This is a genomic window from Kibdelosporangium banguiense, assembly GCF_017876405.1.
Classification (GTDB): Bacteria; Actinomycetota; Actinomycetes; order Mycobacteriales; family Pseudonocardiaceae; genus Kibdelosporangium; species Kibdelosporangium banguiense.
The window spans coordinates 6,070,612-6,094,138 of record NZ_JAGINW010000001.1 but is presented as its reverse complement, the minus strand read 5'-3'; the positions used below and the strand labels follow the sequence as shown (position 1 = coordinate 6,094,138).

21 protein-coding genes are annotated in these 23,527 nt (G+C 67.4%); 13 read left to right on the top strand and 8 right to left on the bottom strand.

The window, feature by feature from the left end; genetic code table 11:
- The first annotated feature begins 2 nt into the window (after positions 1–2).
- Positions 3–815: a serine hydrolase domain-containing protein gene (locus tag JOF56_RS28740; protein ID WP_209642607.1), complete on the top strand. Its 813-nt coding sequence runs from the start codon at positions 3–5 to the stop codon at positions 813–815.
- On the opposite strand, the gene JOF56_RS28735 is transcribed toward JOF56_RS28740, so the two are convergent.
- Positions 799–2,037: a cytochrome P450 gene (locus JOF56_RS28735; RefSeq protein ID WP_209642606.1), complete on the bottom strand. Its 1,239-nt coding sequence runs from the start codon at positions 2,035–2,037 to the stop codon at positions 799–801. The two genes, JOF56_RS28740 and JOF56_RS28735, sit on opposite strands and share 17 nt — an antisense overlap.
- Positions 2,038–2,124: 87 nt before the next feature.
- On the opposite strand from JOF56_RS28735, the gene JOF56_RS28730 reads away from it, so the two are divergent.
- The 3 genes from JOF56_RS28730 (at position 2,125) to JOF56_RS28720 (ending at position 5,381) form a co-directional block, all read left to right on the top strand.
- Positions 2,125–2,721: a TetR/AcrR family transcriptional regulator gene (locus JOF56_RS28730; RefSeq protein WP_209642605.1), complete on the top strand. Its 597-nt coding sequence runs from the start codon at positions 2,125–2,127 to the stop codon at positions 2,719–2,721.
- Positions 2,722–2,769: 48 nt separating this feature from the next.
- Positions 2,770–4,953, top strand: a complete 2,184-nt coding sequence (locus JOF56_RS28725; protein ID WP_209642604.1) for an MMPL family transporter — start codon at positions 2,770–2,772, stop codon at positions 4,951–4,953.
- Between the two features lie 68 nt (positions 4,954–5,021).
- A complete protein-coding gene (locus JOF56_RS28720; RefSeq protein WP_209642603.1) occupies positions 5,022–5,381 on the top strand; it encodes a DUF6401 family natural product biosynthesis protein in 360 nt (119 codons plus the stop codon).
- On the opposite strand, the gene ku is transcribed toward JOF56_RS28720, so the two are convergent.
- Positions 5,347–6,126: a non-homologous end joining protein Ku gene (gene ku / locus JOF56_RS28715; protein WP_209642602.1), complete on the bottom strand. Its 780-nt coding sequence runs from the start codon at positions 6,124–6,126 to the stop codon at positions 5,347–5,349. The genes JOF56_RS28720 and ku overlap by 35 nt on opposite strands.
- A gap of 63 nt (positions 6,127–6,189) precedes the next feature.
- On the bottom strand, positions 6,190–6,777 hold the full coding sequence (locus JOF56_RS28710; protein WP_209642601.1) for a TetR/AcrR family transcriptional regulator: 588 nt from the start codon (positions 6,775–6,777) through the stop codon (positions 6,190–6,192).
- 41 nt (positions 6,778–6,818) lie between these two features.
- On the opposite strand from JOF56_RS28710, the gene JOF56_RS28705 reads away from it, so the two are divergent.
- Positions 6,819–7,367 carry a GNAT family N-acetyltransferase gene (locus tag JOF56_RS28705; RefSeq protein ID WP_209642600.1) on the top strand — a complete coding sequence of 183 codons (549 nt, stop codon included), beginning with the start codon at positions 6,819–6,821 and terminating at the stop codon, positions 7,365–7,367.
- A 10-nt stretch (positions 7,368–7,377) separates the two neighbouring features.
- Complete coding sequence (locus tag JOF56_RS28700; protein WP_209642599.1) at positions 7,378–8,709, top strand: protein kinase domain-containing protein; 1,332 nt, start codon at positions 7,378–7,380, stop codon at positions 8,707–8,709.
- 8 nt (positions 8,710–8,717) lie between these two features.
- Here JOF56_RS28700 and JOF56_RS28695 read toward each other — a convergent pair whose 3' ends face one another.
- On the bottom strand, positions 8,718–9,050 hold the full coding sequence (locus JOF56_RS28695) for a hypothetical protein (protein WP_209642598.1): 333 nt from the start codon (positions 9,048–9,050) through the stop codon (positions 8,718–8,720).
- 138 nt (positions 9,051–9,188) lie between these two features.
- Between JOF56_RS28695 and JOF56_RS28690 the strand changes: the two genes are divergently transcribed.
- From JOF56_RS28690 to JOF56_RS28675, 4 genes are all read left to right on the top strand, one after another.
- On the top strand, positions 9,189–9,836 hold the full coding sequence (locus tag JOF56_RS28690; RefSeq protein WP_209642597.1) for a DUF998 domain-containing protein: 648 nt from the start codon (positions 9,189–9,191) through the stop codon (positions 9,834–9,836).
- Positions 9,837–9,903: 67 nt separating this feature from the next.
- Positions 9,904–10,719, top strand: a complete 816-nt coding sequence (locus tag JOF56_RS28685; protein WP_281065792.1) for a PaaX family transcriptional regulator — start codon at positions 9,904–9,906, stop codon at positions 10,717–10,719.
- Between the two features lie 24 nt (positions 10,720–10,743).
- A complete protein-coding gene (gene argS, locus JOF56_RS28680; protein WP_209642595.1) occupies positions 10,744–12,486 on the top strand; it encodes an arginine--tRNA ligase in 1,743 nt (580 codons plus the stop codon).
- Positions 12,487–12,518: 32 nt separating this feature from the next.
- Complete coding sequence (locus JOF56_RS28675; protein ID WP_209642594.1) at positions 12,519–13,265, top strand: hypothetical protein; 747 nt, start codon at positions 12,519–12,521, stop codon at positions 13,263–13,265.
- 1 nt (position 13,266) lies between these two features.
- On the opposite strand, the gene JOF56_RS28670 is transcribed toward JOF56_RS28675, so the two are convergent.
- Positions 13,267–14,946 carry a serine/threonine-protein kinase gene (locus JOF56_RS28670; RefSeq protein WP_307855299.1) on the bottom strand — a complete coding sequence of 560 codons (1,680 nt, stop codon included), beginning with the start codon at positions 14,944–14,946 and terminating at the stop codon, positions 13,267–13,269.
- A gap of 58 nt (positions 14,947–15,004) precedes the next feature.
- Entirely contained in the window at positions 15,005–15,850 is an 846-nt protein-coding gene (locus JOF56_RS28665; protein ID WP_209642593.1) for a hypothetical protein, read from the bottom strand.
- 266 nt (positions 15,851–16,116) lie between these two features.
- Here JOF56_RS28665 and JOF56_RS28660 point away from each other — a divergent pair, with 266 nt between their 5' ends.
- From JOF56_RS28660 to JOF56_RS28650, 3 genes are read left to right on the top strand one after another with little or no spacing between them, the layout of a single operon-like run.
- Entirely contained in the window at positions 16,117–17,097 is a 981-nt protein-coding gene (locus tag JOF56_RS28660) for an efflux RND transporter periplasmic adaptor subunit (RefSeq protein ID WP_307855298.1), read from the top strand.
- Entirely contained in the window at positions 17,094–17,792 is a 699-nt protein-coding gene (locus JOF56_RS28655) for an ABC transporter ATP-binding protein (RefSeq protein ID WP_209642591.1), read from the top strand. The genes JOF56_RS28660 and JOF56_RS28655 overlap by 4 nt, the downstream gene beginning before the upstream one ends.
- The gene (locus tag JOF56_RS28650) at positions 17,789–19,090 is read left to right on the top strand and encodes an ABC transporter permease (RefSeq protein WP_307855297.1); all 1,302 of its coding nucleotides are present in this window, start codon (positions 17,789–17,791) and stop codon (positions 19,088–19,090) included. The genes JOF56_RS28655 and JOF56_RS28650 overlap by 4 nt, the downstream gene beginning before the upstream one ends.
- 175 nt (positions 19,091–19,265) lie before the next feature.
- Here the strand turns inward: JOF56_RS28650 and JOF56_RS28645 are convergent, their stop codons facing one another.
- Together JOF56_RS28645 and JOF56_RS28640 are read right to left on the bottom strand one after the other, a co-directional pair.
- Positions 19,266–20,177, bottom strand: a complete 912-nt coding sequence (locus JOF56_RS28645) for a proteasome assembly chaperone family protein (protein ID WP_209642590.1) — start codon at positions 20,175–20,177, stop codon at positions 19,266–19,268.
- A gap of 89 nt (positions 20,178–20,266) precedes the next feature.
- Positions 20,267–23,368 carry a family 78 glycoside hydrolase catalytic domain gene (locus JOF56_RS28640; RefSeq protein ID WP_209642589.1) on the bottom strand — a complete coding sequence of 1,034 codons (3,102 nt, stop codon included), beginning with the start codon at positions 23,366–23,368 and terminating at the stop codon, positions 20,267–20,269.
- Positions 23,369–23,527 lie beyond the last annotated feature (159 nt).

Sequence of the window (23,527 nt, the reverse complement as noted above, 5' to 3'; positions counted from 1 at the left end):
CCATGCAGAGCTTGGCTTTGATCGACGAATGGCCGGTCGACAATGTGGCGGCGGCCGTGGTCGCGGCGGATGGGACTGTGCTGGGGGCGCGCGGTGACCAGGCGAAGGTGTTTCCGCTGGCGTCGGTGACCAAGCTGCTGACCACGTATGCGGTGCTCATTGCCGTGGAGGAGGGCGCGGTCGAGCTCGATGAGGCGGCCGGGCCGGAGGGGTCCACGATCCGGCATCTGCTGGCACACGCGTCGGGCCTGGCGATGGCCGAGGACAAGATCCAGGCGCAGCCGGGCACCAAACGGATCTACTCCAATGTGGGGTTCGAGACGCTCGCGGAGACTGTCCAGCAGGCGTCCGGAATTCCGTTCAACGCGTACCTCGCCGAAGCCGTGTTCGCGCCGCTGAAGATGAACGACACGATGCTCAAGGGAAGTGCGGCGTATGCCGGGGCGTCGACTGTCGTCGATCTGACCCGGTTCGCGGCCGAGTTGCTGGCGCCGAAGCTGGTGTCGGCGGAGCTTTTCAAGGAGGCGACGACCGTTGTCTTCCCGGGGCTGAACGGGGTTCTGCCCGGGTTCGGGCACCAGAAGCCCAACGACTGGGGGCTGGGGTTCTCGTTGCGGGACCACAAGAGTCCGCATTGGACCGGCAAGTCGAACTCGCCGGAGACGTTCGGGCACTTCGGACAGAGCGGCACATTCCTTTGGGCCGACCCGAAGGCGGGCATTTCGGCGATCGCGTTGACCGACCGTCAGTTCGGTGAGTGGGCGGCCGAGGTGTGGCCGGTCTTCAGCGAAGCGGTGCTCAACGAGGCCAGCTGAGTGGCAGGTGCGTGATGCCGTTGATGAAGTTCGACGTCAGCCGCACCGGCGGACCGGCGAGCTGAACCTCCGGCAGCCTGGTCAGCAACTCACGGAAGAAGATCCGCAGCTGCAACCGGCCGAAGTGCGCGCCCAGGCACAGATGCGGGCCTTGGCCGAACGCGATGTGGTCGTTGGGTTCCCGCGTGATGTCGAACCGGAACGGATCGGGGAACTGCCGCGGGTCGTAATGCGCCGACGCGTGATACACGACGACCTTGTCACCGGCCCGGATCTGTTGCCCGGCAAGGACAACGTCCTGCGCCGCCGTCCTGCGGAACGACAGCACCGGCGGGTGCCAGCGCAGCATCTCCTCGACCGCGCTGGGCAGCAGGTCCAGATCGGCTCGTAGTCGCCGGTACTCCTCGGGGTGCTCGACCAGAGCCAGCACCCCGCCGGGCAAAGCGCTGCGGACCGTGTCGTTACCGGCGATCACCACGAGAAAGAAGAACATCTGCAGTTCGGCGTCGTCCAGGGTTCGTCCGTCCACAGTGGCACTGACCAATGCGGACATCAGGTCTTGCGCGGGGTGTTTCTTCTTGTACGCGGCCAATTCGCTGGCGTAGGCGAACATGTCCGCGAGCATCGCGGGCGAGCGCGGATTCAGCGGCTTCCCTGCGGCGTCCCGCTTGACTTCACCGGCATGCTCCGGATCCTGGTAGCCGATCACGCGATTCGTCCAGCGCAGCAACAGGTTCCGGTCGGACGCGGGCACGCCGAGCAGGTCCGCCAGGTTCAGCAACGGAAAGTCGTCGGTCACGTCGACGGGAAGATCGCACGAGCCTTGCGAGACGACCGAGGAGATCAGGCCCGCGGCCCGCGAAGTGATCTCGGCGGCGGACTGATCGAGCCGCCTCCGGGTGAAGACCGCCGCGGCGATCTTGCGCAGCCGTTGGTGCTCCGGCGGGTCCATGTTGAGGATCATCCGCCGGATGAAGGCCAAGTCGTCCGGTTCGGGATCGCGGATCTGCGTCGCGCCCAGCCACGAGGAGAACACCTCGGGTGTCCGCAGCACGTGCCTGACGTCGGAGTAACGTGTCACCGCCCAGTACCCGGGTCCCGCCGGCCAGTCGAGCACCTCGTGCTCGTCCTGCCAGCTCACAGGCGCTGAATCGCGCAGTTCCCGGAACGCGTCGTGGGGCAGACCGGCCGCGAACACCCGCGGATCGAAGACGTTCGGCACGCCCGGAACCTAACCCATGACCCATCTCACATTCCTGCACAACGGGCAAAGTTGCACGTTAGGCAAAACTACTCGTAGCCTGATCGTGTGACACCCAAACCGGGGCTCCGTGAGGCGAAGAAATACGAGACGCGACGTGCGCTCAGCTTCGCCGCGTTCGAGCTCGCCTCGGAACGGGGCCTGGACGGGTTCCTGGTCGAAGACGTCACCGACCGCGTCGGCGTCTCCCGCCGCACCTTCTTCAACTACTTCAACCGCAAGGAAGAAGCCGTTGTCGAGGTCAGCGGGTTCATGTTCGACGACGCCGTCAGCGAGCTGCACGACCGTCCCGCCGACGAGCCGCTGTTCGACTCGTTGCGCGCCGTGGTCGAACTGGTCGTCGGCCCCAGGAACTTCGTCATGATCAACACACTGTCCCGGATGGCCGGGAACTATCCCGAGCTCGTGCCCTACGAGCTGGCCGCCCGGGAACGGATGGTGATCGGGGCACACGACGCGCTGCTGGAGAAGATCCCGCCGCCGCAGCGCAGCACCTTTCTCCCGCTCGCCCTGGTGCACGCCGCTTTCGGCGTGATCCAGGCAGCGATCACCCACGCCGGTGAGCACAGCGAAACCGACATCTCCAGCCTCATGGACGAGGCCTTCGGCTACCTGCGCACCGGTTTTGACGCACCCCAGAGCTGATCAACGCCGATCGGTCCTACCCCAGAACACGCTTGAAGGAGCCGAGACGTGGCCAAGCTGTTGTACCGACTCGCGCACGCCGCCAGACGGCGCCGGGGACTTGTCCTCGGTGTCTGGCTGCTGGTGCTGCTCATCGCCGGAATCGGCGCGCTTGGCCTGTCCGGCCAGACCACCAACCAGTTCTCCATCCCCGGCACACAGTCCCAGCAGGCGCTCGACCACCTGCAGGAGAAGCTTCCGCAGGCCGCGGGCGCGTCCGGCCGGATCGTGTTCGCCGCGCCGCAGGGCCGCACGCTCGCCGAGTCGCAGCCGCTGATCGACGGCGTGATGGCCCAGATCGGCAAGACCGAGCAGGTCGCGGGCGCGTTCAGCCCGTTCGTCACCCAGGCCGTCTCGCCGGACCAGCGCATCGGCCTGGCGCAGGTGCAGTTCTCGGTCTCCCCGCCGGAGGTGAAGGAGTCCACGAAGGACGCGATCAAGAGCGCGGTCAAGACGGCCGAGAACGCGGGCCTGGAAGTGGCCTACAGCCAGGAGATCGCCGGTGAGATGGTCGCCATCGGCGCCACCGAGGGCATCGGTGTGCTGATCGCCGCGCTCGTGCTGGTGATGACGTTCGGCTCGCTCGTGGCCGCCGGGCTGCCGCTGCTGACCGCGATCGTCGGTGTGGGCATCGGCATCGGCGGGCTGTACGGGCTGACCAGCGTGATCGACATGTCGTCCACCGCGCCCGTGCTGGCGATGATGCTTGGTCTGGCCGTCGGCATCGACTACGCGCTGTTCATCGTGCACAGGCACCGCAAACAGGTACTGGCCGGAATGGACGTCGACGAGTCCATCGCGCGGGCCATCGGCACCGCGGGCAGCGCCGTGTTCTTCGCCGGCCTGACCGTGATCATCGCGTTGGCGGGCCTGACGATCGTCGGCATCCCGTTCCTGTCGGTGATGGGCCTGGCCGCCGCGGCGACCGTGGCGATCGCGGTCCTGGTCGCGTTGACGCTCGTGCCGGCGATTCTCGGGTTCGTCGGCGAGCGGATCGTGTCCAAGAAGGCCCGTGCCAAGGCCTCCGACGAGGTGCCGACCAAGGAGCCCTTCGGCTACCGGTGGGCTCGTGGCGTGGCGCGCCGTCCGATCACCGCGCTGGTGCTGATCGTGGTCTCGCTGGGCGCACTGGCGATTCCGGCGTTCTCGCTGGAAATGGGCCTGCCGGACGACTCCACCGCGACCGAGGGCAGCCCGCAGCAGAGGGCGAACGCACTGGTGACGCAGGCGTTCGGGCCTGGCTTCAGCGGTCCGCTGATCGTCGTGGCCGATCTCCCGCAGGGCACCGACCCGCAGGCCGCGGTGGGTGCGCTGGCCGGCAAGCTCAGCTCGGTGCCGGACGTCACCCGCGTGGTGCCCGCCGGCCTCAGCGAGGACCGGACAACCGCTGTCCTGCAACTCATCCCGAACAGCGGGCCGTCCACCGAGGCCACAAAGGACCTGGTGTCGCGGCTGCGGGAGCTGACCGGCGAGATCCAGGCGCAGACCGGTTCGAAGATCGGCGTGACCGGGCAGACCGCGCTCAACATCGACGTCTCGCAGAAGCTGGCCGACGCGCTTCCGCTGTACCTGCTGGTCATCGTGGGCCTGTCGCTGATCCTGCTGGCGATCATGTTCCGGTCGATCCTGGTGCCGGTCAAGGCGACCGCGGGCTTCCTGCTGACCGTGGCCGCGTCCATCGGGGCCGTGGTGGCGATCTTCCAGTGGGGCTGGCTGGGTGACCTGCTCGGTGTGTCGCACGGCTCGCCGATCATCAGCTTCCTGCCGATCCTGATGACCGGCATCCTGTTCGGCCTGGCCATGGACTACGAGGTGTTCCTGGTGTCGGGCATGCGGGAGTCGTTCGTGCAGGGCTCGTCGCCCCGCGAGGCGGTGGTCGACGGGTTCGGCCACAGTGCCCGAGTGGTCACCGCGGCTGCATTGATCATGACCGCGGTGTTCATGGGCTTCGTGTTCTCCCACGACACGGTCATCAAGTCGATGGGCTTCGCGCTGGCGTTCGGCGTGCTGATCGACGCGTTCGTGGTCCGCATGACGCTTGTCCCCGCGTTGATGACCTTGTTCGGCAAAGCGGCATGGTGGTTCCCCCGTCTGCTCGATCGGATTACCCCGAACGTGGACGTCGAGGGCGAAACCCTGGCCCGGCACATCGGGCAGCGCGAAGAGCACGAAAAGGTTCCCGAACCGGTGTGACAATTTGGCGGCCGCACCGCGTAAGTTTGGTGCGGCCGCCAAACACACCGACGACCAGAACCTCCTACGTGAACATTTGGGATTGCGCTGCCCGGTGGTCCGCCCGGCGCTGGTTGCGTCGGCTGGACTCCCGGCTGCAGGCTGGGCACGTGGCCGCCGACCACGACCCGATCATCGCCGCGGCGCTGGCCAGCCATGTCCAAGTGGTACGGACCCAGATCAGAATCGACGCCTCGGCCCGGACCGGGCTCGTCCAGGCGCCGCAACTGGTACTTCTCGCAGTGTACGCCGAAGAGATCTACCAGGAGGCCGTCCGGGCCGGGTGGCAGCCGCCTCTCGTGTGGACCTCCCTCGACGGCCTGTCGCTGCGGTTACTCGCGTGCTGCGCCCTGGCTAGTACTCGTCCAGACGCGCCCGTTCGACGCTGAGCCGCAGCGCCTCCAGCAAGTCCATCGTGGTGTCACCTGCCCGCTGGGGCGGGATCGGCGGCGGTTGCGCGTCGTCAGCCTTCGCGTCGATCATCTGCGCCAGCGCCTGCTGATAGTCGTCGGTGAACTCCTCTGGCCGGAAAGGCGCGCTCATACTCGTCACCAACGCGGTGGCCGCGGTCAGCTCCTGTGGACGGACCGTCACTTCCCTTTGCTGGAAAGGGAAATCCGCCGGCCGTACCTCGTCGGGCCACAACATGGTGTGCAGCATCATCATGTCGCCCCGCGTGTGCAGGGCGGCCAGCACCTCCCTGCGACGCATGGCTATCTTCACGATCGCGGCGCGCTGGGTCCGTTCCATCGCGAGTCTCAGAAGGACATACGGCTGCACCGCGTTGTCCTCCGGCTCAAGGTAATAGCTGCGCTGAAAGAAGATCGGATGCAGATCGCCTGCCGGAACGAAATGCACCACCCGGATCGCCCGGTCGGTCACACTCGGCAACGATTCGAAGTCATCCTTGCCCAGCAGCACAAGCCTGCCGTCGGGCAGCTCGTAACCCCGTGCCACATCAGCGAAGTCGATCTCCTCGCCGCACGCCTCACACTCCCGCCGGTACCGGATCCGGCCCGCGTCGGCCCGATGCACGTGATGGAACCGGAAGTCATGATCCTGCGTGGCCGCCAGCACCCGCACCGCGATCGACACCAACCCGATCGACACGGTCCCACGCCACACAGCTCGCATGTCTCCGGCGTACCTCCCGCAGCCCGGCAAAACAACCACCATTAGGGGACGGCGCCGGACGAATCACGACTGGCCACTGAGCATCCGCAAATGGTTGTCGATCAACTGAATCAGGCGGTCCGGCGGGAACCGGTCCGGGTCGAACAGGGCTTGCACGACGATGCCATGCGTGAGCGCGGCGGCGGCTGTGGTCACGTCGTCGATGTCAACGGTGGCAGGGATTTCCCCTGCGGCGACTGCTGCTTCGACGTGTGGGCGGAGTTTGGTGCGCCACCTTTCGTAACGGGCTTTCTCGCCGGCGCCCAGTTCTGGGTCGCCGATGGCGGCATCCCAAAAGCTGACCCAGACGCGGTTCATCACGGTCGCCTCCGGGGTCAGCGGCACCACGTCGAGCAGGGCTTCCCGAAGTGACGCAAGGCCTTTCGCGGGCCGGGCCGGGACGTTCGTGTGGTCCTCGGCGACCGCGTGGGCATAGCGGACCAAGGCGTTCTTGGACTGGAAGTAGTGCGTCAGCATGCCGGTGGACACGCCCATCTCCGCCGCGACGGCACGCAGCGTGAGATGGCCGAAACCGTGTGCTGCCAGGACTCGCCAGACCGCCTCGGAGACGTCTCGGCGCCTTGCGTCGTGGTCACCAGGGGCAGGCGGCATGGCACCATGGTACATAACAAACGTTTGGTACGGAGGTTCGAATGCTCATCCTTCCCCTGGCCGACGGTGCCGAGCTGCGTGCCCTGGAGCCGTGGAACGCCGCCGAGTTCGCCGAACACATCGACCGGGCCCGCGAGAACCTGCGGCCGTGGATCGCCTGGGCGACCACACTCGTCGACGAGGAGACATGCCGGGCGTTCCTGAAGCAGTACACCGACAAGCAGGCCTCCGACAGCGGACGGCTCTACGGCATGTGGGTCGACGGAACCCTGGTCGGCGGAACACTGTTTCGGACGTTCGACACCAGGATGGGCTCGTGCGAGGTCGGCGTCTGGCTCGAACCGGCCGCGAGCGGCAGGGGCCTGATCACCGCCGCTGTCCGGCACATGATCGAGTGGGCGGTATGCGCACGCGGCATGTCCCGGGTGGAATGGCGTTGCTCACCCGCGAATGAGCGCAGTGTTGCTGTGGCACAACGACTTGGCATGACCAAGGAGGGTGTCCTGCGGTCGGAGTACCCCCTGAACGGCACCCGCCAGGACGCGGCGGTCTACTCCGTACTGGCAACAGAATGGCTTGCCAGAAAGTAGAATCAGGAAGGTGACGAACAAGGACGACCTGGTCGCCGGCCGCTACCGGCTGGTCGGCCGGATCGGCCGTGGCGCGATGGGGGTCGTGTGGCGGGCACACGACGAACGCCTGGATCGCACGGTCGCCGTGAAGCTCCTGTCGTTCGACGCCGCCCTGGCGGGCACTGAGGGCGGGCAGGCCGACGAGCGGGTGATGCGGGAGGCCCGCCTCGCTGCAAAACTCCAGCATCCCAACGCCATCGCCGTGCACGACGTGGTCGAGCACGAAGGCAGGCCGTGCCTGGTCCTGGAATACCTGCCCTCGGAGAGCCTCTCGGCGGTGATGGCCGAGCGCGGCGCGTTGCCGCCCGACGAGGTCGCCAAGATCGGCGCCCAGCTCGCCGACGCACTCGCGGCCGCGCACGAGGTCGGCATCGTGCACCGCGACATCAAGCCGGACAACGTCCTGATCGCCCCGGACGGCACGGTGAAGATCACCGATTTCGGGATCTCCAAGGCGATCGGCGACGCGACCATGACCAGCGTCGGTGTCATCGCGGGCACACCGGCGTTCCTGGCGCCCGAGGTCGCCGGCGGCGGCAAGGCCGGGTTCCCCTCTGACGTCTTCTCGCTAGGCGCCACGCTTTACGCCGCGACCGAGGGCGTCCCGCCGTTCGACTTCGACGACAACACCATCGCCCTGCTGCTCAGGGTCGCCAGCGGGAACATCATCCCGCCCCGGCAGGCCGGCCCGCTGGCGCCGATGCTGATCTGGATGCTGCGCGCCGACCCGAACGAACGCCCCACCATGCGCCAGGCCCAGGAGCACCTGGCCAAAGGCAAGCCACCACCGCACTTCCAGCCGCGGATCACCGCGACCATGACGCTGCCGCCGCCGAAACCGCGCAGGCGTGGCGTTCTGATGTCCACGATGGCGATTCTGCTGGTGGCCATCGGCCTCGTGGTCGGCCTCGTCATCAACAAGAGCGGCAACCCACAGCAACCAACCGGCTTCCCCAACGCACTGAGCCCGCTCCCGTCGTCCGCCACCGCGCCGCCGTCAGTCGGCTGCGAGGCCGTCTACGTGATCACGAACTCCTGGAACGACGGCTACCAGGCCGAGGTGACCGTCCGCAACAGCGCCACCCACCCCCTTGACGGCTGGACCGTCACCTGGACCCTGCCCGGCGGCCAGAAGATCAACGATCTCTGGAACGGCACACTGTCACAGGACGGCAAAACAGTCCGCGTCGCAGCCGCTCAATGGAACGGCGACGTCGACAAGACAACCTCATTCGGTTTCATCGCCGGCACCACCGGCCCGAATCCGGTCAAACCCCCCGTCCAGTGCATCGCTGACTAGGGCGCTCATCAGGACGCCATCTGTCCCGAGTCGAGGTCGGCGGCGGGGACGAGCCGGTTGGCGATGACGTCCAGGCGCATCCGGAGGCGAACGACGTCGCCGCGGAAGGCGTTGAGCCGCTCGGAGCCGAGGGTCCACCGTTCGACGAACAGGCAGCATTCGTCCAGCACGCGGTTGGCTGCCGCGAGCGCGGCAGGCGGCTGCGGGCTGTCGGCGGCGAGCAGGTCGGCCATGTGGCCGGCGAGCTCTTCGACGTCGCGGACGACGTCCGCGACGGCCCGGTCGGGGAGCAGGACCGGGCGGTACATCACCAAGTGCACCCAGACCAGCGGGCCTAGCATGCGATCCTCGGCGCCCATCAACATGCGGCGCGGTTACCCAGTCCGTCCAGCTGTCAAACCACTGTCGACGGGAACCACACCAACTTTTCTCAAGTTGGTCCATTTGTCCGAACCTGCCCCTCACAGGAGGTACTCCCAATGGCCCGGTGGCCCCGTGCGACCGCATATCTAGGGTTGTCTGGAGCCGCGGCAGCGGTCCTGCTCATCGGGTTACTGCACGTGATCCCGCCGTCATCGCAGGTGAGCGTGGTCCGGCGGACCATCAGCGAGTACGCGTTGCTGGAGGACGCCTGGGTGTTCAACCTCGGGGTGCTCGCGCTGGCGTTCGGCTCGCTGGCGGTGATCGCCTCACTGGCCGGCCATAAGCTGATCAAGGCCTACTCGCCGGCGGCCATCCTGCTGGTGATCTGGAGTCTGTGCCTGCTGGCGATCGTGGCGTTCCCGAAGAACAACTGGGCCATCGGCCCGAGCTTCGGCGGCATGATCCACCGCTATGCCAGCGTGGTCGCGTTCGTCAGCCTGCCGCTCGCCGCGATCCTGATCGGCCGGGCCACCCGGTCTTCGCTGCCCGTGTGGCTCGGTGTGATCTCGTTGGGCTGGTTCGGCTTCATCCTCGGCGCGGTGGTCCTGCAGCCGTTCACCGGAACCCGGTGGTGGGTCGCGATCCCGCTCGGCGCCGTGGAACGCGGGCTGCTGATCACCGAGGTCGCCGCGGTGGCCTCGCTGGCCGTGCTGGGCCTGGCCCGCAAAGCAGTGCCGTCACCCTCGGTACTCGCCCGGGCCTGAAACCGAAGTTCTACAAAAGGCTGACGTGACGTAAAATACATGTATCATGCTCGGGATGAGCAGACCGATGGTCACCCGGCGCCGGGAGGTCAGTCACACCAGCGCACGCTCGCTGCTGATGACTTTACTAGGTGAGTACGTCCTGCCCCGCGAGCGACCCGTATGGACTTCGGTCCTGGTGAACACGCTCGCCAGGTTCGACGTCGAGGAGAAGTCCGCGCGCCAGGCGCTGGCCCGCACCGCGGCCGAGGGCTGGCTGGTCTCCGACCGTGTGGGCCGCCGGGTCCGCTGGTCGCTCACGCCGCCCGGCCGCAAGCTGCTCACCGAGGGTGCCCGCCGGATCTACGAGTTCGGCAGCGTGGAAGAGCCGTGGGACGGGCGCTGGCTGGTACTGCTGGTGTCGGTGCCGGAGTCCAAACGCGACCTGCGGCACCGGTTGCGGACCCGGCTGACGTGGGCCGGTTTCGGCTCCCCCGAGGCCGGGGTGTGGATCTGCCCGGACGCCGGGCGCCAGCAGGAGGCCGCCGAGATCCTCAGTGGCCTGGAGCTTTCCCGCGGCGCGATGTCGTTCGTGGCCGAGTACGGCTCGATCGGCCAGGTCGGCTCGATGGTCGCCCGCGCCTGGGATCTGTCCGAAGTGGAGACACGGTACGAGGAGTTCATCGACGAGTTCGGCACGCTCACCCCGCAGGACGGGCCGGCCGTGCTGCACGCACAGACGATGATGGTGCACGAGTGGCGCCGGTTCCCGTTCCTCGACCCGCGGCTTCCCGCCGACCTGCTGCCGGCCAACTGGCGTGGCAAGCAGGCCGCGGAACTGTTCCACCGCAGGCATCTCGGCTGGCGCCCGGCCGCCCAGCAGCACTGGGACGAGCTCGATTGAACCGATTTTGCCCTGCCTGGAATAATGGACAAGGTGCAAGCAGACGTTGGACTGGAACTGGCCGCACGGGTAGCCGCGGCCGTGAAATCGTCACTGGATCTGGACATCACCGCGGCGGAGGCACTGATCCGCCCGTCGAGCCGACCCGGTGCCGACTACCAGTGCAACGCCGCCATGGGCCTGGGCAAGCGGATCGGCCGTCAGCCGCGCGAGGTGGCCACCGCGATCGTCGAGGCGCTGGACGCCGGCGACCTGGTCGAGCAGCCCGACATCGCCGGACCCGGCTTCATCAACCTCACGCTGCGTGACTCGTGGCTGGCCGGGCACATGACCGATCTGCTCGCCGACGAGCGGCTCGGCGTGCCCGAGACGGACGCGCCGCGGCGGATCGCGATCGACTACTCCAGCCCGAACGTGGCCAAGGAGATGCACGTCGGCCACCTGCGGTCGTCGATCATCGGCGACGCGCTGGTCCGGCTGATGCGGTTCCAGGGCCACGAGGTCATCCCGCACAACCACCTGGGCGACTGGGGCACGCCGTTCGGCATGCTCATCGAGCACCTGCTCGACGAGGGCTTCGGCGCGGACCACACGATCAGCGACCTCAACGGCTTCTACCAGGAAGCGCGCAAGAAGTTCGACGCCGACCCGGACTTCGCCGAGCGGGCCCGCCAGCGCGTCGTCCAGCTGCAGAGCGGCGACGAGAAGACGCTGGAGCTGTGGCACGAGCTGGTGGAAGAGTCCATGCGGCACTTCCTGAAGGTCTACCAGCTGCTGGGCATCGGCCTGACGCCTGAGGACAACTACGGCGAGAGCTTCTACAACCCGTTCCTCGCCGACACGGTCACCGAGCTGGAGCAGAAGGGGCTGACCCGGGTCAGTGACGGCGCGTTGTGCGTCTTCCCGGCGGGCTTCACCAACCGCGAGGGCGAGCCGCTGCCGTTGATCGTCCGCAAGAGCGACGGCGGCTACGGCTACATGAGCACAGACCTGGCCACGGTCCGGTACTGGACGGGCGAGCGCGGGGCCACCGACCTGCTGTACGCGGTGGGAACGCCCCAGTCGCAGCACTTCCAGATGATCTTCACGGCCTCCCGGGACGCGGGTTGGCTCGGCCCGGACCACCGCGCGGTGCACGTGAACTTCGGGTCGATCCTCGGCGAGGACGGCAAGATGTTCCGGACCAGGGCGGGCGGCTCGGTCAAGCTGATCGACCTGCTCAACGAAGCGATCGAGCAGGCGACCAAAGTCCTGGACGCCCGCGAGGACAACAACTTCGACGCGACCGAGAAGACCACCGTTGCCCGTGCGGTGGGCATCGGTGCGGTCAAGTACGCGGACCTGTCCAACGACCGCGAGAAGGACTACGTCTTCTCGTGGAAGAAAATGCTGGCCACAGACGGCAACACGGCGACCTACCTGCAGTACGCCAACGCCCGGCAACTGTCGATCCTGCGCAAGGCGGGCCAGGCCCCAGGCCCAGGCACCAAGGTCATCCTCGCCGAGCCGGCCGAACGCGCCCTCGCGATCCAGCTGATCCAGTTCCCAGCCGCGATCCAGGCCGCAGTCGACGGCTACACCCCGCACAAGCTGTGCACATACCTGTTCGACACCGCGACCGCCTTCTCCAAGTTCTACGACGAATGCCCCGTGCTCAAGTCGGAAGGCGAGACACGGCAGTCACGCCTGGCGATGTGCGCACTGACGTCGAAGGTGCTCACGCTTGGCTTGTCGCTGCTGGGTATCGAGGCCCCGGCTCGCCTGTGAGAAAGCGGCCATCTGCTCAGTAGACTGGGCACATGGCCGAGCCTGGCGATAACCGCAATGAGATCAGCGGCTCGGTCCAGGCAGACGGTGTCGTTCAGGCCGGTGAGATCCACGGCGATGTCCATATCGGAGCGCGGCGAAGACCGCTGCTGGTCATGGCCTCGGTCGCGACCACAGCCGTGGTGGTCGCCGCGATAACGCTGTGGCCGAAACCAACCCCACCCGCCGATCAGCCTCCACCGGCGGCGCTCACCCTGACCGCCGTGTGGGACACCCGATGCGTGTACCGGCTGGCCGGCGACGACCGCCCGCCTGGCATGCCGGACGCCCTCACGGCCTCGGCCGACCTGTTCGTCGGCGCGCAGAACCGCAGCGAGGAGGAAGTGATCATTCTGGGGATCAGAGTGGTCCTTCGCCACCGTGCCGGGCCTCCCACCACCGGCGAGCTGACGCTGGTGGAGCCGTGCCCCGCCTCGCGGCAGCCCTTGCACGGCATGATCGTGGATTTCGACACCGAACCGCTGCAAGTCCGGATGGTCCCGGAGGACCCGGGGCCGGCGCTGGTGGGCACCACGCCGACCCCCGCACAGCCGTCCGCCGTGTTCCCGTTCAAGGTCAGCCGCGGGGATCCCGAGGCGTTCCGGTTCAACTTCGAGTCAGCGCGCTGCGACTGTGTGTTCGACCTGGCTGTGGACTGGGTCTCCAACGGTGAGCCGCGGGAGTCCGCATTGGGGCCTTACCGGATCGTCCCGCATGTCGAGGCCCTCGTGCGGAAGTGACTCAGACGATCAGGTAGCCGAAGAGGAATTCGAACTTCTCGCCTTCGCATTTCGCGCTGACCGAGTCGAAGTGGCCGCCGCTGTAGGTGCAGCGGTGCAGGGGGACTGTCTGTACGCCGGTGGGTTTGGTGGTGAAGATGTAGCCGAGGATGCCGACCTGGCGGTTTCCTTCGCAGCCTGGGTCGAATGAGGTCATCCGGTCCTCGGAGGCGACCAACTGGCAGGCGTAGATGCGGCGGGTGCCTGACTCCTGGGCTTCCACGAGGTTGCCCATCAGGTTCTCCCTGTTGAACCCGGCCGGAGGCGGGACGTTCGGGGTCGCGCTGAAGTGCGGGCCCTTGGGATTGTTGTAGCGGGTCAACGGGATCAGGACCCGTTGGGGCTTCTCGGGTTCCTGCGGTGGAGGTGGTCCGCCGGGTGGCGGGCCACCGGTCGGCTGTCCTGGGGCGGGGCTGCCGCCTGGGGCCGGTTTGGTGACCGTCACGGTTCCCGGTGCTGGGGCTGAGGACACTGTGGACGGTACCGAGACTGTCGTCGGCGGGACGGAACTCGGTGTCTCGCTTGGCGTTCCGGTCGGGGCCACTGTGGAGGTCCCGGCCGGCGGGGAGGCTTCGCTGCGCTGGTAGCCCGGTGAGATCAGGAAGACCGCGACCAGCGCGGCGACCACCACCACTCCTGCCCCGCCAAACAACAACACCCTGCCACGGCCGGATTTCTTCTTCGGGGCCCAGTCGTCCTCGGCCCAGTTCACCGGCACGGGCGCGGCCAGCGGCATCTCCGCCGGGTACGACTCCTGCCATGGTTCGCGCGGCAATGTGTCCCGCCGGACGGCGTGGACCTGCACGGTCGGGGCGTCCACGACCTGCGTTGTGTCGGCCATGACCTGAGTACCGGTCAGCATTTGCCGGGTCTGGGCCAGTGTCAGCCGCTGCTCCGCGGGCTGTGCCAGCAGTCCCAGGATGATCTGGGTCAACGGGCCCTGGCACCGGACCAGCTGGGGGTCGTCGTACATGATCGCGTGCATGGTGGCCGCGGTCGTCTCGCGGTTGAACGGCGAATGCCCTTCGACCGCGTGGAACAGGGTCGCGCCGAACGCCCACAGGTCGGATTCCGGGCCGGGCTGCGATCCGGTGAACAGCTCGGGCGCCATGTAGCCCGGCGAGCCCATGATCGCGCCGGTCATCGTCAGGTTCGGGTCGTCCATCGCCCGCGCGATGCCGAAGTCGGCCAGTTTCACGCGATCGCCCGACGTCACCATGATGTTGCTGGGTTTGACATCCCGGTGCACGATCCCCGCCGCGTGCGCGGTCTCCAGCGCGCCCAGCACCTGCAGGCCCAGCGCCATGACCCGGTCGGCAGGCAGCGGGCCCTCACGGGCGATCACGTCAGCGAGGGTCGGGGCTTCGACGAGCTCCATCACGATGTAGGTGATGCCGTCCTCGGAGACCACGTCGAACACCGTGACCACTGCCGGGTCGTTGAGCCGCCCTGCGGTCCGGGCCTCACGCAGCACCCGTTCGAGGTACGTGGCCCGTTCCTGGCCGGTGACTCCCCGGGGTGAGGGCAGTTCCTTGAGCGCCACCTGGCGGCCGATCACCTGGTCGTCAGCACGCCAGACGATCCCCATGGCACCGCGGCCGAGTTCGTCGCGAATGGCGTATCTGCCAGCCACCACCCTCACGGCTTCCCCCCATTTGATCAGCCCAGGCCACGCATAGTAGCCGGGCTGATCAGCGGGTCTATCGCAGGGCGGCCAGCAACATGGGCAGTTGCACGCCTGCTTGCTCGGCGAGCGTGCGGACCTGTTCCGGGGCCGGCACCAGCGGGTGAATGTCGCGGGTGGACGGCAGGCCCTCGCCACCGCCGAACTTCGACTGCGGCGTGGTCGGCGGCACGATCCTGTAGATCCGCCAGCGCGGCACGGTCGAGTCGGCCATCGCCAGCGTCGAGTCCCGCCACAACAGCACAGTCGATTTCTTGCTGTTACGAGCAAGCACGACGCAAGCACTGCCGATCAACGTCGCCGCACGCGCGGCCGCACGCAGTGGCGTCCGGAAATCGCCGTCGATCACCCACACGCCGTTCATCAGCTCCGCGCGGAACCCTTCGGCGTCCAGCGCGGCCACGAGTTCGGCGTTCGGGTCGTCCGCGGCGGCCATCGCCAGTTCGACCACGTCCTGGACTTCGGACTCGGTCGCCACGCGGGCGTGCAGCTGCGTGGACGGCACCAGGAACTTGCCGACCACCGACTCGTCGGCGTAGGCCACCCATTCCTGGCTTTCGTCCCACGCCGACTTGGCGATCAGGTCCGCGCCCGCGCCGCCGTGCAGATTGGCCTCCTGCAACAGCAATGCCAGCCCGATCGCGATCAGCGCGTTGAGCTCCTCGAGCTGCTCGCCGGTCGCGTTCGCCTGGTCGGTCTCACTGGGCCGCAACGCGTGCACGAGATCGCGCACGTCGGCCCGCCAGCTCTCGTCGACGCCCCACACGCCGGCGGCGAGCAGTCGCAGATATCCACGGGTCACCGTGATCCGCTGTGCCACGGGCGAATCCGGGCCGGCCGCGGCGAGCCATCTGCGCGCCATCGTCCGGTGCTCGGCATGCTCGGCCTGCGGAATGCTCTCGGGTAGCCGGTTTACCTGGGACTCGATGTCATTACCTTCGGTGACAGCCTGGTCGCTCAGGGGTCCCCCTCCTTCACGCGCGAGTCCTGCGCACTAGCCTGACCCAGCTTGGGGGCTAGTGCAAGATCAATTAACTGCGGGTTCGGTGACTCTCGACGCAACCTGACGCGGGCGCCTGGCGTCATTGTGAATGAATCACCACAGACTGGGACATTGGGGGCACCTTGGTGCGCAAACCGTTTCTGCTCGGCTTGACGCTTGTCGTGGTGACCGGGTGCAGTACGTCCGCACCAGCCAAAGAGCCGCCGGGGATGGCGCCCCGCGGCACACAGATGACCACAGCCAAGCCGTCACGTCAGGACCTCACCAACAAGGTCAGCCTGGCCGGCAAAGTCGTCATCAACCCCGTTTTCGGACTGGTGTCCCCAGTTGGCGGGCAGATTCGCTACTTGGACGTGAAACCGCCCGAGAAGACCCCGGCAAAACCGACCAAAGTGGCCACTGTGGTCGTTTCCGGCAAAGCCACCCCGATCGAGGTCCCGGCCGGGGCCACGTTCGCCGGGCGGCTGGTCGACGACAAGGCGACCGTGACCGCCGGAATGCCGGTCGTCTCCGCGAAGTACGTCGGCTACGGGATCACCGCGGACATCAAGGGCGAACAGGCGTACAAGATGTCGGAGACGCTCAGTTCGATCATGGCACAGATCAAGAACGGCCCTGGCCCGTTCCCGTGCGCGGTGCTCGGCACGATCGCGGCACTGCCCGCGGGCACCATTCCCGAGCCGCCTCCCGAGACGCCGCAGCCCCCGGCGTCCGGCCAGCCGACGCCGCCGCCCGCTGCGGAAACGCCCAAAAAGGATGAACAGAAACAGCAGCCGTCCGAGGCGACCGGAATGCGACTGGTGTGCACCGCGCCGTCCGACGTCAAACTGATCAACGGCGCGGAGGCCACCGTCGAGGTGATCACCGAGAAGGTCGCGAACGTGCTCGTGCTGCCGGTCGAGGCGGTCGCCGGTGGTCAGGGCAAAGGCAAGGTCGACGTGATGTCGCCGGACGGCACCAGGAAGACCACTGACGTGGTGCTCGGCCTGACCGACGGCAAGGTCGTGCAGATCAAGTCGGGTCTCACCGGTGACGAGACGGTCGCCGTGCCCGGCCCCAACATCCCCGCCGCACCGGACAACCCCAACGGAGGTCCGGGGAAATGACGCGGCTGATCCAGCTTTCCGCGATCACCAAGACCCTCAAGGGCCAGCAGCAGCCCCGGACCATCCTGGCCGGCGTGGACCTGACCGTCCACAGTGGTGAGAGCGTGGCCATCCTCGGCCGGTCCGGCTCGGGCAAGTCCACCCTGCTGAGCCTGATCGGCCTGTTCGACCGGCCCGACAGCGGCCAGTACCTGCTGGGTGCCGACGACATCTCCCGGATCGCCGAACGCAAGGCCGCCGCGTTGCGCAGCGCCCAGTTCGGATTCGTCTTCCAGCGGTTCTTCCTGCTCAAGAACCTGACCGCGGCCCAGAACGTGGCGATGGCCCTGGTCAACGGCCAGGGCTGGCAGCCACGCCGGATGCGCAAGGCCCGCGTGATGGCCGCGCTGGAGCAGGTCGGCATCGCCCATCTGGCCCGCAACAAGCCGCCCCGGCTGTCCGGTGGTGAGCAGCAGCGTGTGGCCATCGCGCGTGCGCTGGTCCGTGAACCGAAGATCCTGCTGGCCGACGAGCCCACCGGAGCGCTGGACACCGAGACGGGCAACCTCGTCATCGACGCGCTGCACTCGGCCACCCAGCGCGGCTGCGGACTGATTCTGGTGACCCACGACCATGACCACGCCAACCGGATGGGCCGGGTCCTGCGCCTGACCGACGGACGGCTCTCCCCCGCCCACGAGCGGGTGGTCGCGTGATCAGGCTGTCCGGCCGGCTGCGGTCCGCGCTGATCATTGGCGGGCAGGGCATCCGGGCCCGCAAGCTGCGCACTTTGCTGTCCATGCTGAGCTTGTTCCTCGGTGTGCTCGCGGTTGTCGTGGTGCAGGCCGGTTCGGAGTTCGCGCAGAAGGAGTTGCTGGCCGACTCCGAGCTGAGCATGGCCAAGGACGGCACCCTGCAGATGTGGGTACCGCCGCACGCGGGCTCAGGCCAGGTGGCACTGGATACGTTGCAGGGCAGAGGGGACGCTGTCGCCGCGTTGAGCACGCAGGCGACCATCGGTGAACCCGGCGTCTCGCCGGTGAACCCGGGCGGTTCACCGATCGATCAGCCGGGCGGCCGCGGGCGGTCCTACCGGTGTGATTCCCAGGGCAACTGCAAGGAGCACCTGGCTGACGCGCCACCGGGCAAGGCGATCGAACTGAACCTGACCGCGTTGACCGGCGACATCCGGGTTTTCCGGCCTTTCCGGCCGGAATCCGGCCAGTGGCTGGACTTCGGCAGCGCACCCGCGCTGGCGCCCAGGATCGTGCTCAACAAAGAGGCCGCCAAGGGCTTCAACCGCTACCAGGTACCGGCGCAGATGCGGATACCGGGCAACACCGCGGACTCCACACCGCAGATCGTCGGCGTGGTCGACGACGGCGGTTACGGTCCGGCGGCCTACATCCGCGTCGACGAGCTGCTGAACTGGCTGCCCGCGGATGCCTTGAGCAAGCCCGAGAACGGCGGCCGGCTGCAGGTGCTGATCTCCCCGGCCGCGCCGGACGTCGAACAGACCCTGAAGGCCAGACTGGTCGCTCTGGGCATCGACCCGCAGCAGATCTACACCGACCGGGTCAACTCCCGCCAACGCGTGGAGTCGCAGCTGTCGCTGATGCGGCTGATCTTCCTGGGCATGGCGGCACTGGTCCTGCTGATCGGCACGGCGGGAATCCTGAACGTCGGCCTGGCGACCGTCGGTGAGCGAGTCGAGGAGTTCGCCCTGCGGCGAGCAGTCGGCACCCCCAGAATGCTGCTGGCCGGAATCGTGCTCGCCGAGACATTGCTGACGGGATTGATGACCGCGGCGGCAGCGATCGGCGCCGGCGCGGTCGGCATCAGATTCGGCGCGTCGATGTTCGGCTCACGCTTCCCGTCCCTGCGCGCGATCGACTTCCCCTGGCAGGCAGGCGTCGCCGGAGTGATCGCGGGCCTGGTGGCCGGCCTGCTCGGCGGCCTCATCCCCGCCATCCGGGCAGCCCGCATCCCCATCGCGACAGTGATGCGGGCCTAGGCTGTGTCGACGCCGACAGGATGAACCCGTGCGAATGGGCCGTTCGCACGGGTTCACCGTGCCTGAGCGGAACTGTTGCCGGGGCCGCGTTCGTTCCGTAGTCGAAGTCGTGCACGGGGAGGCCGGGGCTCAGGCAGATCTCGATACAGGCCCCACAGGACAGGCCCCAAGTGGCTCAGTCTGATTTGCCCTGTTGTTCGGCCAGGAAGCGTTCCAGCTCGGCGCCGAGTTCCTCGGCACTGGGCAGTTCGTCCGGGTTGATCAGCAGGTTGTTGTTCTGCTGGCTGGCGCTGGTGTAGGTGTCGTACTGCCGCTCGAGGGCCGCGACGATCTCGGCGACCTGGTCGGACTCGCCGACCTGGCGTTCGATCTCCTCGTCGGCGCGCCGGGATGTCTCGGTGAGCGCGCCCGGCGGCAGGGCCAGGCCGCAGGCCTTGGCGATGGCGTCCAGCAGGACCAGCGCCGAGGCCGGGTAGGTGGACTGGACCAGGTAGTGCGGAACGTGCGCGGCGAAGCCGATCGCGTCGTGGCGGGACTCACCCAGGCGGAACTCGAGCAGTCCGGAGACGTTGCCCGGCACCTGCACCTGGCTGAACAACGACGGGTAACCCGCGATCAGGTCGGGACGGCTGCCGTGCGCGGTCAGGCCCAGCGGCCGGGTGTGCGGCACGCCCATCGGGATGCCGTGGAAGCCCACGGTCAGGCGCACGCCCCAGCGGTCCACCAGCTGCCGGACCGCCTCCACGAACGACTCCCAGCGGAAGTCCGGCTCGGGGCCGGTCAGCAGCAGGAACGGTGTTCCCACCTTGTCGTGCAGCAGCCGCACCACCAGTTCCGGCGCCTGGTAGTCCTCCCAGTGATCAGTCACGAACGTCATCGTCGGGCGCCGCGACCGGTAGTCGAGCAGGCTGTCGACGTCGAACCGGGCGATCACACGGTTCTCGTAGGCCGACAGCAACTGCTCCACCACCGTTGCACCTGCGGACCCGGCGTCCATGAAGCCGTCGAAGTGGTGCAACAGCACCGTGCCGGTCAAGTCCGGCACATCCGAATCGACCTCGTACAGGTTCTCCGGCTCCAGCACCACAGCCTCCCAAGCGCGCGTTCAACCACCAACCTTCATTACAACGCGCGCGCAGCACGATTCCATTCCACGACGCCCGAAATAAGGGCTCGTTAGGGGTGATCCATATCACCGGCGAAGGTCCAGAACCCCGAAGGCACCTGGTAGACCTGGAAACCAGGCTCCACCCGGAGCAACTCCAGCTTCGGTGTCGCAGTCGCCGATCCACCTGGCACGAAAACCTCCGCCACACTGCCAACTGGCACGGCGACGGTCAAGTGCACTGTGGAGCCCACCCGGTTCCAGGCCACCGAAGCCAAGCCCCGCACGGTCCTGATCGACGTCTGCGCCCAGTTCACGCCGACCCGTGCGTCCGGCTTGACGGTGAACCGCTGATAGCCGGCGTCACCTGGCCGCAGACCTGCGACGTTCTCGTACAACCACTGCACGACCGTGCCCTGGAAGTAGTGGTCACGCGAGCGTGAGTCCAGCGGCCACATCTCCCACATCGTGTCGGCGCCGTTGTCGAACCAGTAGCCCCAACTGGGGTAGGTGCGCTGCGTGGCCACCGCGTAGGCGACGTCTGCGTACCCGTGCGCGGTCAGCACTCGCAGCAGCACGCTGGTCCCCAGAGCGCCTGTGTTCAGGTGGTTTCCCCGTGTTCTGATGTCCGCCACCAGGTTCTCCACAACCTGGCGGACCGAGCCCGACGGGACCAGGCCGAACATCAGCGGGATCGCGTTGGACGTCTGCCGGTAGTCCGGGTCCTTGTCCGTGCGATAACGGCCGTCTCGCAAGAAAGTCGCGTTCAGGGCAGTACGGCAGTTGTTCGCGACCGCGCGATAGCGTGCGGAGGTTTCGCTATGGCCCAACAGATCGCCGAGCTCCGCTATGTCGGTCAATGCGCGGTACAGGTACGCGGTCGCAGTCAGCCGTGTGTCCTCGGGCGGGTTGCCGCCGTAGCCAGGTGGCAGGTAGTCACCGAGCGCGGTGATCGCGAGATTGTTCTGCAGGCGGCCGATTTCCCAGTCCAGGTACTTGGTCACCGCCGGCCAGTGCTCCGCGGCGATCTTGTCGTCGCCGTAGATCCGGTACATCTCGCGCAGCAGGAACGGATACACCGTGGTCCATTCCGGCGAAGGCGCTGCCTCCTGATAGCCCCAGCTGCCGCTCGGCACGATCACCGGAAGCGCACCCGCGCTGGTCTGACTGTCGGCAAGGTCGTTGAGCCACTTGGAAAGGAAACGTGCGGCGCCGAACGCGTACATCATCACCGGCGCACCGAGCTGGGCGTCGCCCGTCCAGCCGTTCTTCTCGTACATCGGGGTGTCGGTGGGGATGCCGTGCATGTTGTTACGCAGAGTGCGGCTCATCGCCCGGTCCAGGCGCTCGAAAAACGGCTCCGAGCAACGGAAAGTGCCCGTGTCCGGGACCTTGCTCTGCACGACCTTGCCGTGCAGGGCGTCCGGCCGGGCACCGGTCACCTGGATGTACCGGAACCCCTTGTAGGAGAACTTGGGCTCCCAAGTCTCCACGCCTTTGCCGGCACAGATGTACTCGTCGGTCTGGTGCCTGCCGGGCACGTGCCCGTTCTGCCAGACCACATTCCCGCTCGCGTCCAGCTTCTCGCCGTGCTGCAGCCGGACCACAGTTCCCTCCGGCGCACGGACAGTCAGCTGCGTCCAACCGGCGATGGTCCGGCCGAGGTCGGCGAGGTACACGCCTGGACGCGGTTCGGTGATCGTGGCCGGCACGGTTTCGATGATCTCGATCGGCTCGTGCTGCTGGGCGACCACTGTCCCCTTGGGAGTGGGCAGGACCTGCGCCTGCCGCCAGGTCAGGGTCTTGCGGGCGTCGTAGGTCTCCCCCGCGTACAGGGAGTTCGACACGATCCGGCTCTCGGCCAGCCGCCAGTCCGGGCCGGTGGCGATCGTCGTACGGGTGCCGTCCGGGTGGTCGATCTCCAGCTGGGCGAGCAGCCGCGGTTCGCCGTGCCAGGTCGCTTTGTGCCAGTTCCACACGTTCGGTGTGGTCATGCCGTAGAAACCCCGGCCCAGCAGTACTTCGAGCGCGTTGCCACCCTGGGTGACCTGACTGGTCACGTCATGTGTCGCGTACAGCACGGTTTCGTCGTAATCGGTGAATCCCGGGTCGAGTACTTGAGTACCGACACGCTTTCCGTTGACCGTGGCGTCGTAGTAGGCCAGGCCGCTGATGTACAGCCGCGCCTTGCTGACGCGCTTGCTCAGCGTGAACTCCTTGCGCAGCAAAGGAGCTGGAGCCTCGGGAACCAGCACAGTCACTCCACTGCCCCAGGCACCCTGACCGTACGGTGCGATGACGGTAGCCGCAGTCCACGCACTGTCATCGAATTCCGGCCGCTGCCAACCAGGTTGCTCGGTTTCCGCAACCTTCCAGCCAGGTCCGGTGACCGCCAGTTGCTCCCCGGTCGCCGAGACCACCCGCACGAGCAGTCCCGCCGGATTCGTCGAGCCCGCCACGCCCCGGTTGGTCGCGACGGCCGCGATCACGACCCGCCCGGACAGCTCCGGCAACTGCGCGGTCAGTCCGGTTCTCCAGCTGTCGGTCGCCTCGGGCGCGTGCAGGATCTGCTGCCCGCCGACAAAAAGTGTGAAGTCGTCATCGGCCGTGGCCACGATCCGTGCCCCGGACACAGTCGCAGGCAGTTCGAAGGAGCCACGCAACCACCGTGTCCCTGGCGGCGAGGCCGCGGTCCAGATCCACGACGCGCCTTGCAGTCCCGGCGGCGCTTCGGGTGCGGGAGCGCCGATCCACTGGGCCTGCCAGGCGCTGCCGAGCAACGCGGTCTCCCACCAGCCCGCCGGTCCCCACTCCGACGGCCGGTCGAGTTCGTCCCAGACCCGGACCTGCCAGTCATACCGGGTACGTGGCCGCAAAGGCGGGCCGGCGTAGGGGACAGCGACCGACTTGGCCGAGGAAACCTTGCCAGAATCCCAGATTCCGTGCACCCGGATCTGGTAGGCCGTCTGGCGGGCACCAGGCGCGTCCGAACCGAGCACCCAGGACAGCCTGGGCTGCAGGACATCCGTGCCCAGCAACCTGACTGCGTACTCGGCTGATGTCTGCTCGACCCACACCCGCTGAGGTCCGATCACGCGGCCAGGGCCGGCCAACGCACCGGCGCTCATCGCTGTTCCCTGTAAGAAGACACGACGGTTCATACCCTCGCTCATTGCAGTCCTCCGTGCACATCTCAACGACACCAGTGGGTTGAAACGTTTCAATCACGCGCCGGACAACATCCCCGATCACGATGGGGATGCGGGGGATGCTACGGACAACCGGGACACTTGGCCAGAGTCCACATCGTGGAATGAGACCGCGAACACGCC

Bases quoted from the DNA above. Each gene is read 5' to 3' on its own strand.
- JOF56_RS28705 (WP_209642600.1), top strand. From the start codon at position 6,819: ATGCTCATCCTTCCCCTGGCCGACGGTGCCGAGCTGCGTGCCCTGGAG.
- JOF56_RS28640 (WP_209642589.1), bottom strand. From the start codon at position 23,368: ATGAGCGAGGGTATGAACCGTCGTGTCTTCTTACAGGGAACAGCGATG.
- JOF56_RS28655 (WP_209642591.1), top strand. From the start codon at position 17,094: ATGACGCGGCTGATCCAGCTTTCCGCGATCACCAAGACCCTCAAGGGC.
- JOF56_RS28740 (WP_209642607.1), top strand. From the start codon at position 3: ATGCAGAGCTTGGCTTTGATCGACGAATGGCCGGTCGACAATGTGGCG.
- ku (WP_209642602.1), bottom strand. From the start codon at position 6,126: ATGCGAGCTGTGTGGCGTGGGACCGTGTCGATCGGGTTGGTGTCGATC.
- JOF56_RS28695 (WP_209642598.1), bottom strand. From the start codon at position 9,050: ATGCTAGGCCCGCTGGTCTGGGTGCACTTGGTGATGTACCGCCCGGTC.
- JOF56_RS28675 (WP_209642594.1), top strand. From the start codon at position 12,519: ATGGCCGAGCCTGGCGATAACCGCAATGAGATCAGCGGCTCGGTCCAG.
- JOF56_RS28665 (WP_209642593.1), bottom strand. From the start codon at position 15,850: ATGGCGCGCAGATGGCTCGCCGCGGCCGGCCCGGATTCGCCCGTGGCA.
- JOF56_RS28710 (WP_209642601.1), bottom strand. From the start codon at position 6,777: ATGCCGCCTGCCCCTGGTGACCACGACGCAAGGCGCCGAGACGTCTCC.
- JOF56_RS28685 (WP_281065792.1), top strand. From the start codon at position 9,904: ATGGTCACCCGGCGCCGGGAGGTCAGTCACACCAGCGCACGCTCGCTG.
- JOF56_RS28690 (WP_209642597.1), top strand. From the start codon at position 9,189: ATGGCCCGGTGGCCCCGTGCGACCGCATATCTAGGGTTGTCTGGAGCC.
- argS (WP_209642595.1), top strand. From the start codon at position 10,744: ATGGACAAGGTGCAAGCAGACGTTGGACTGGAACTGGCCGCACGGGTA.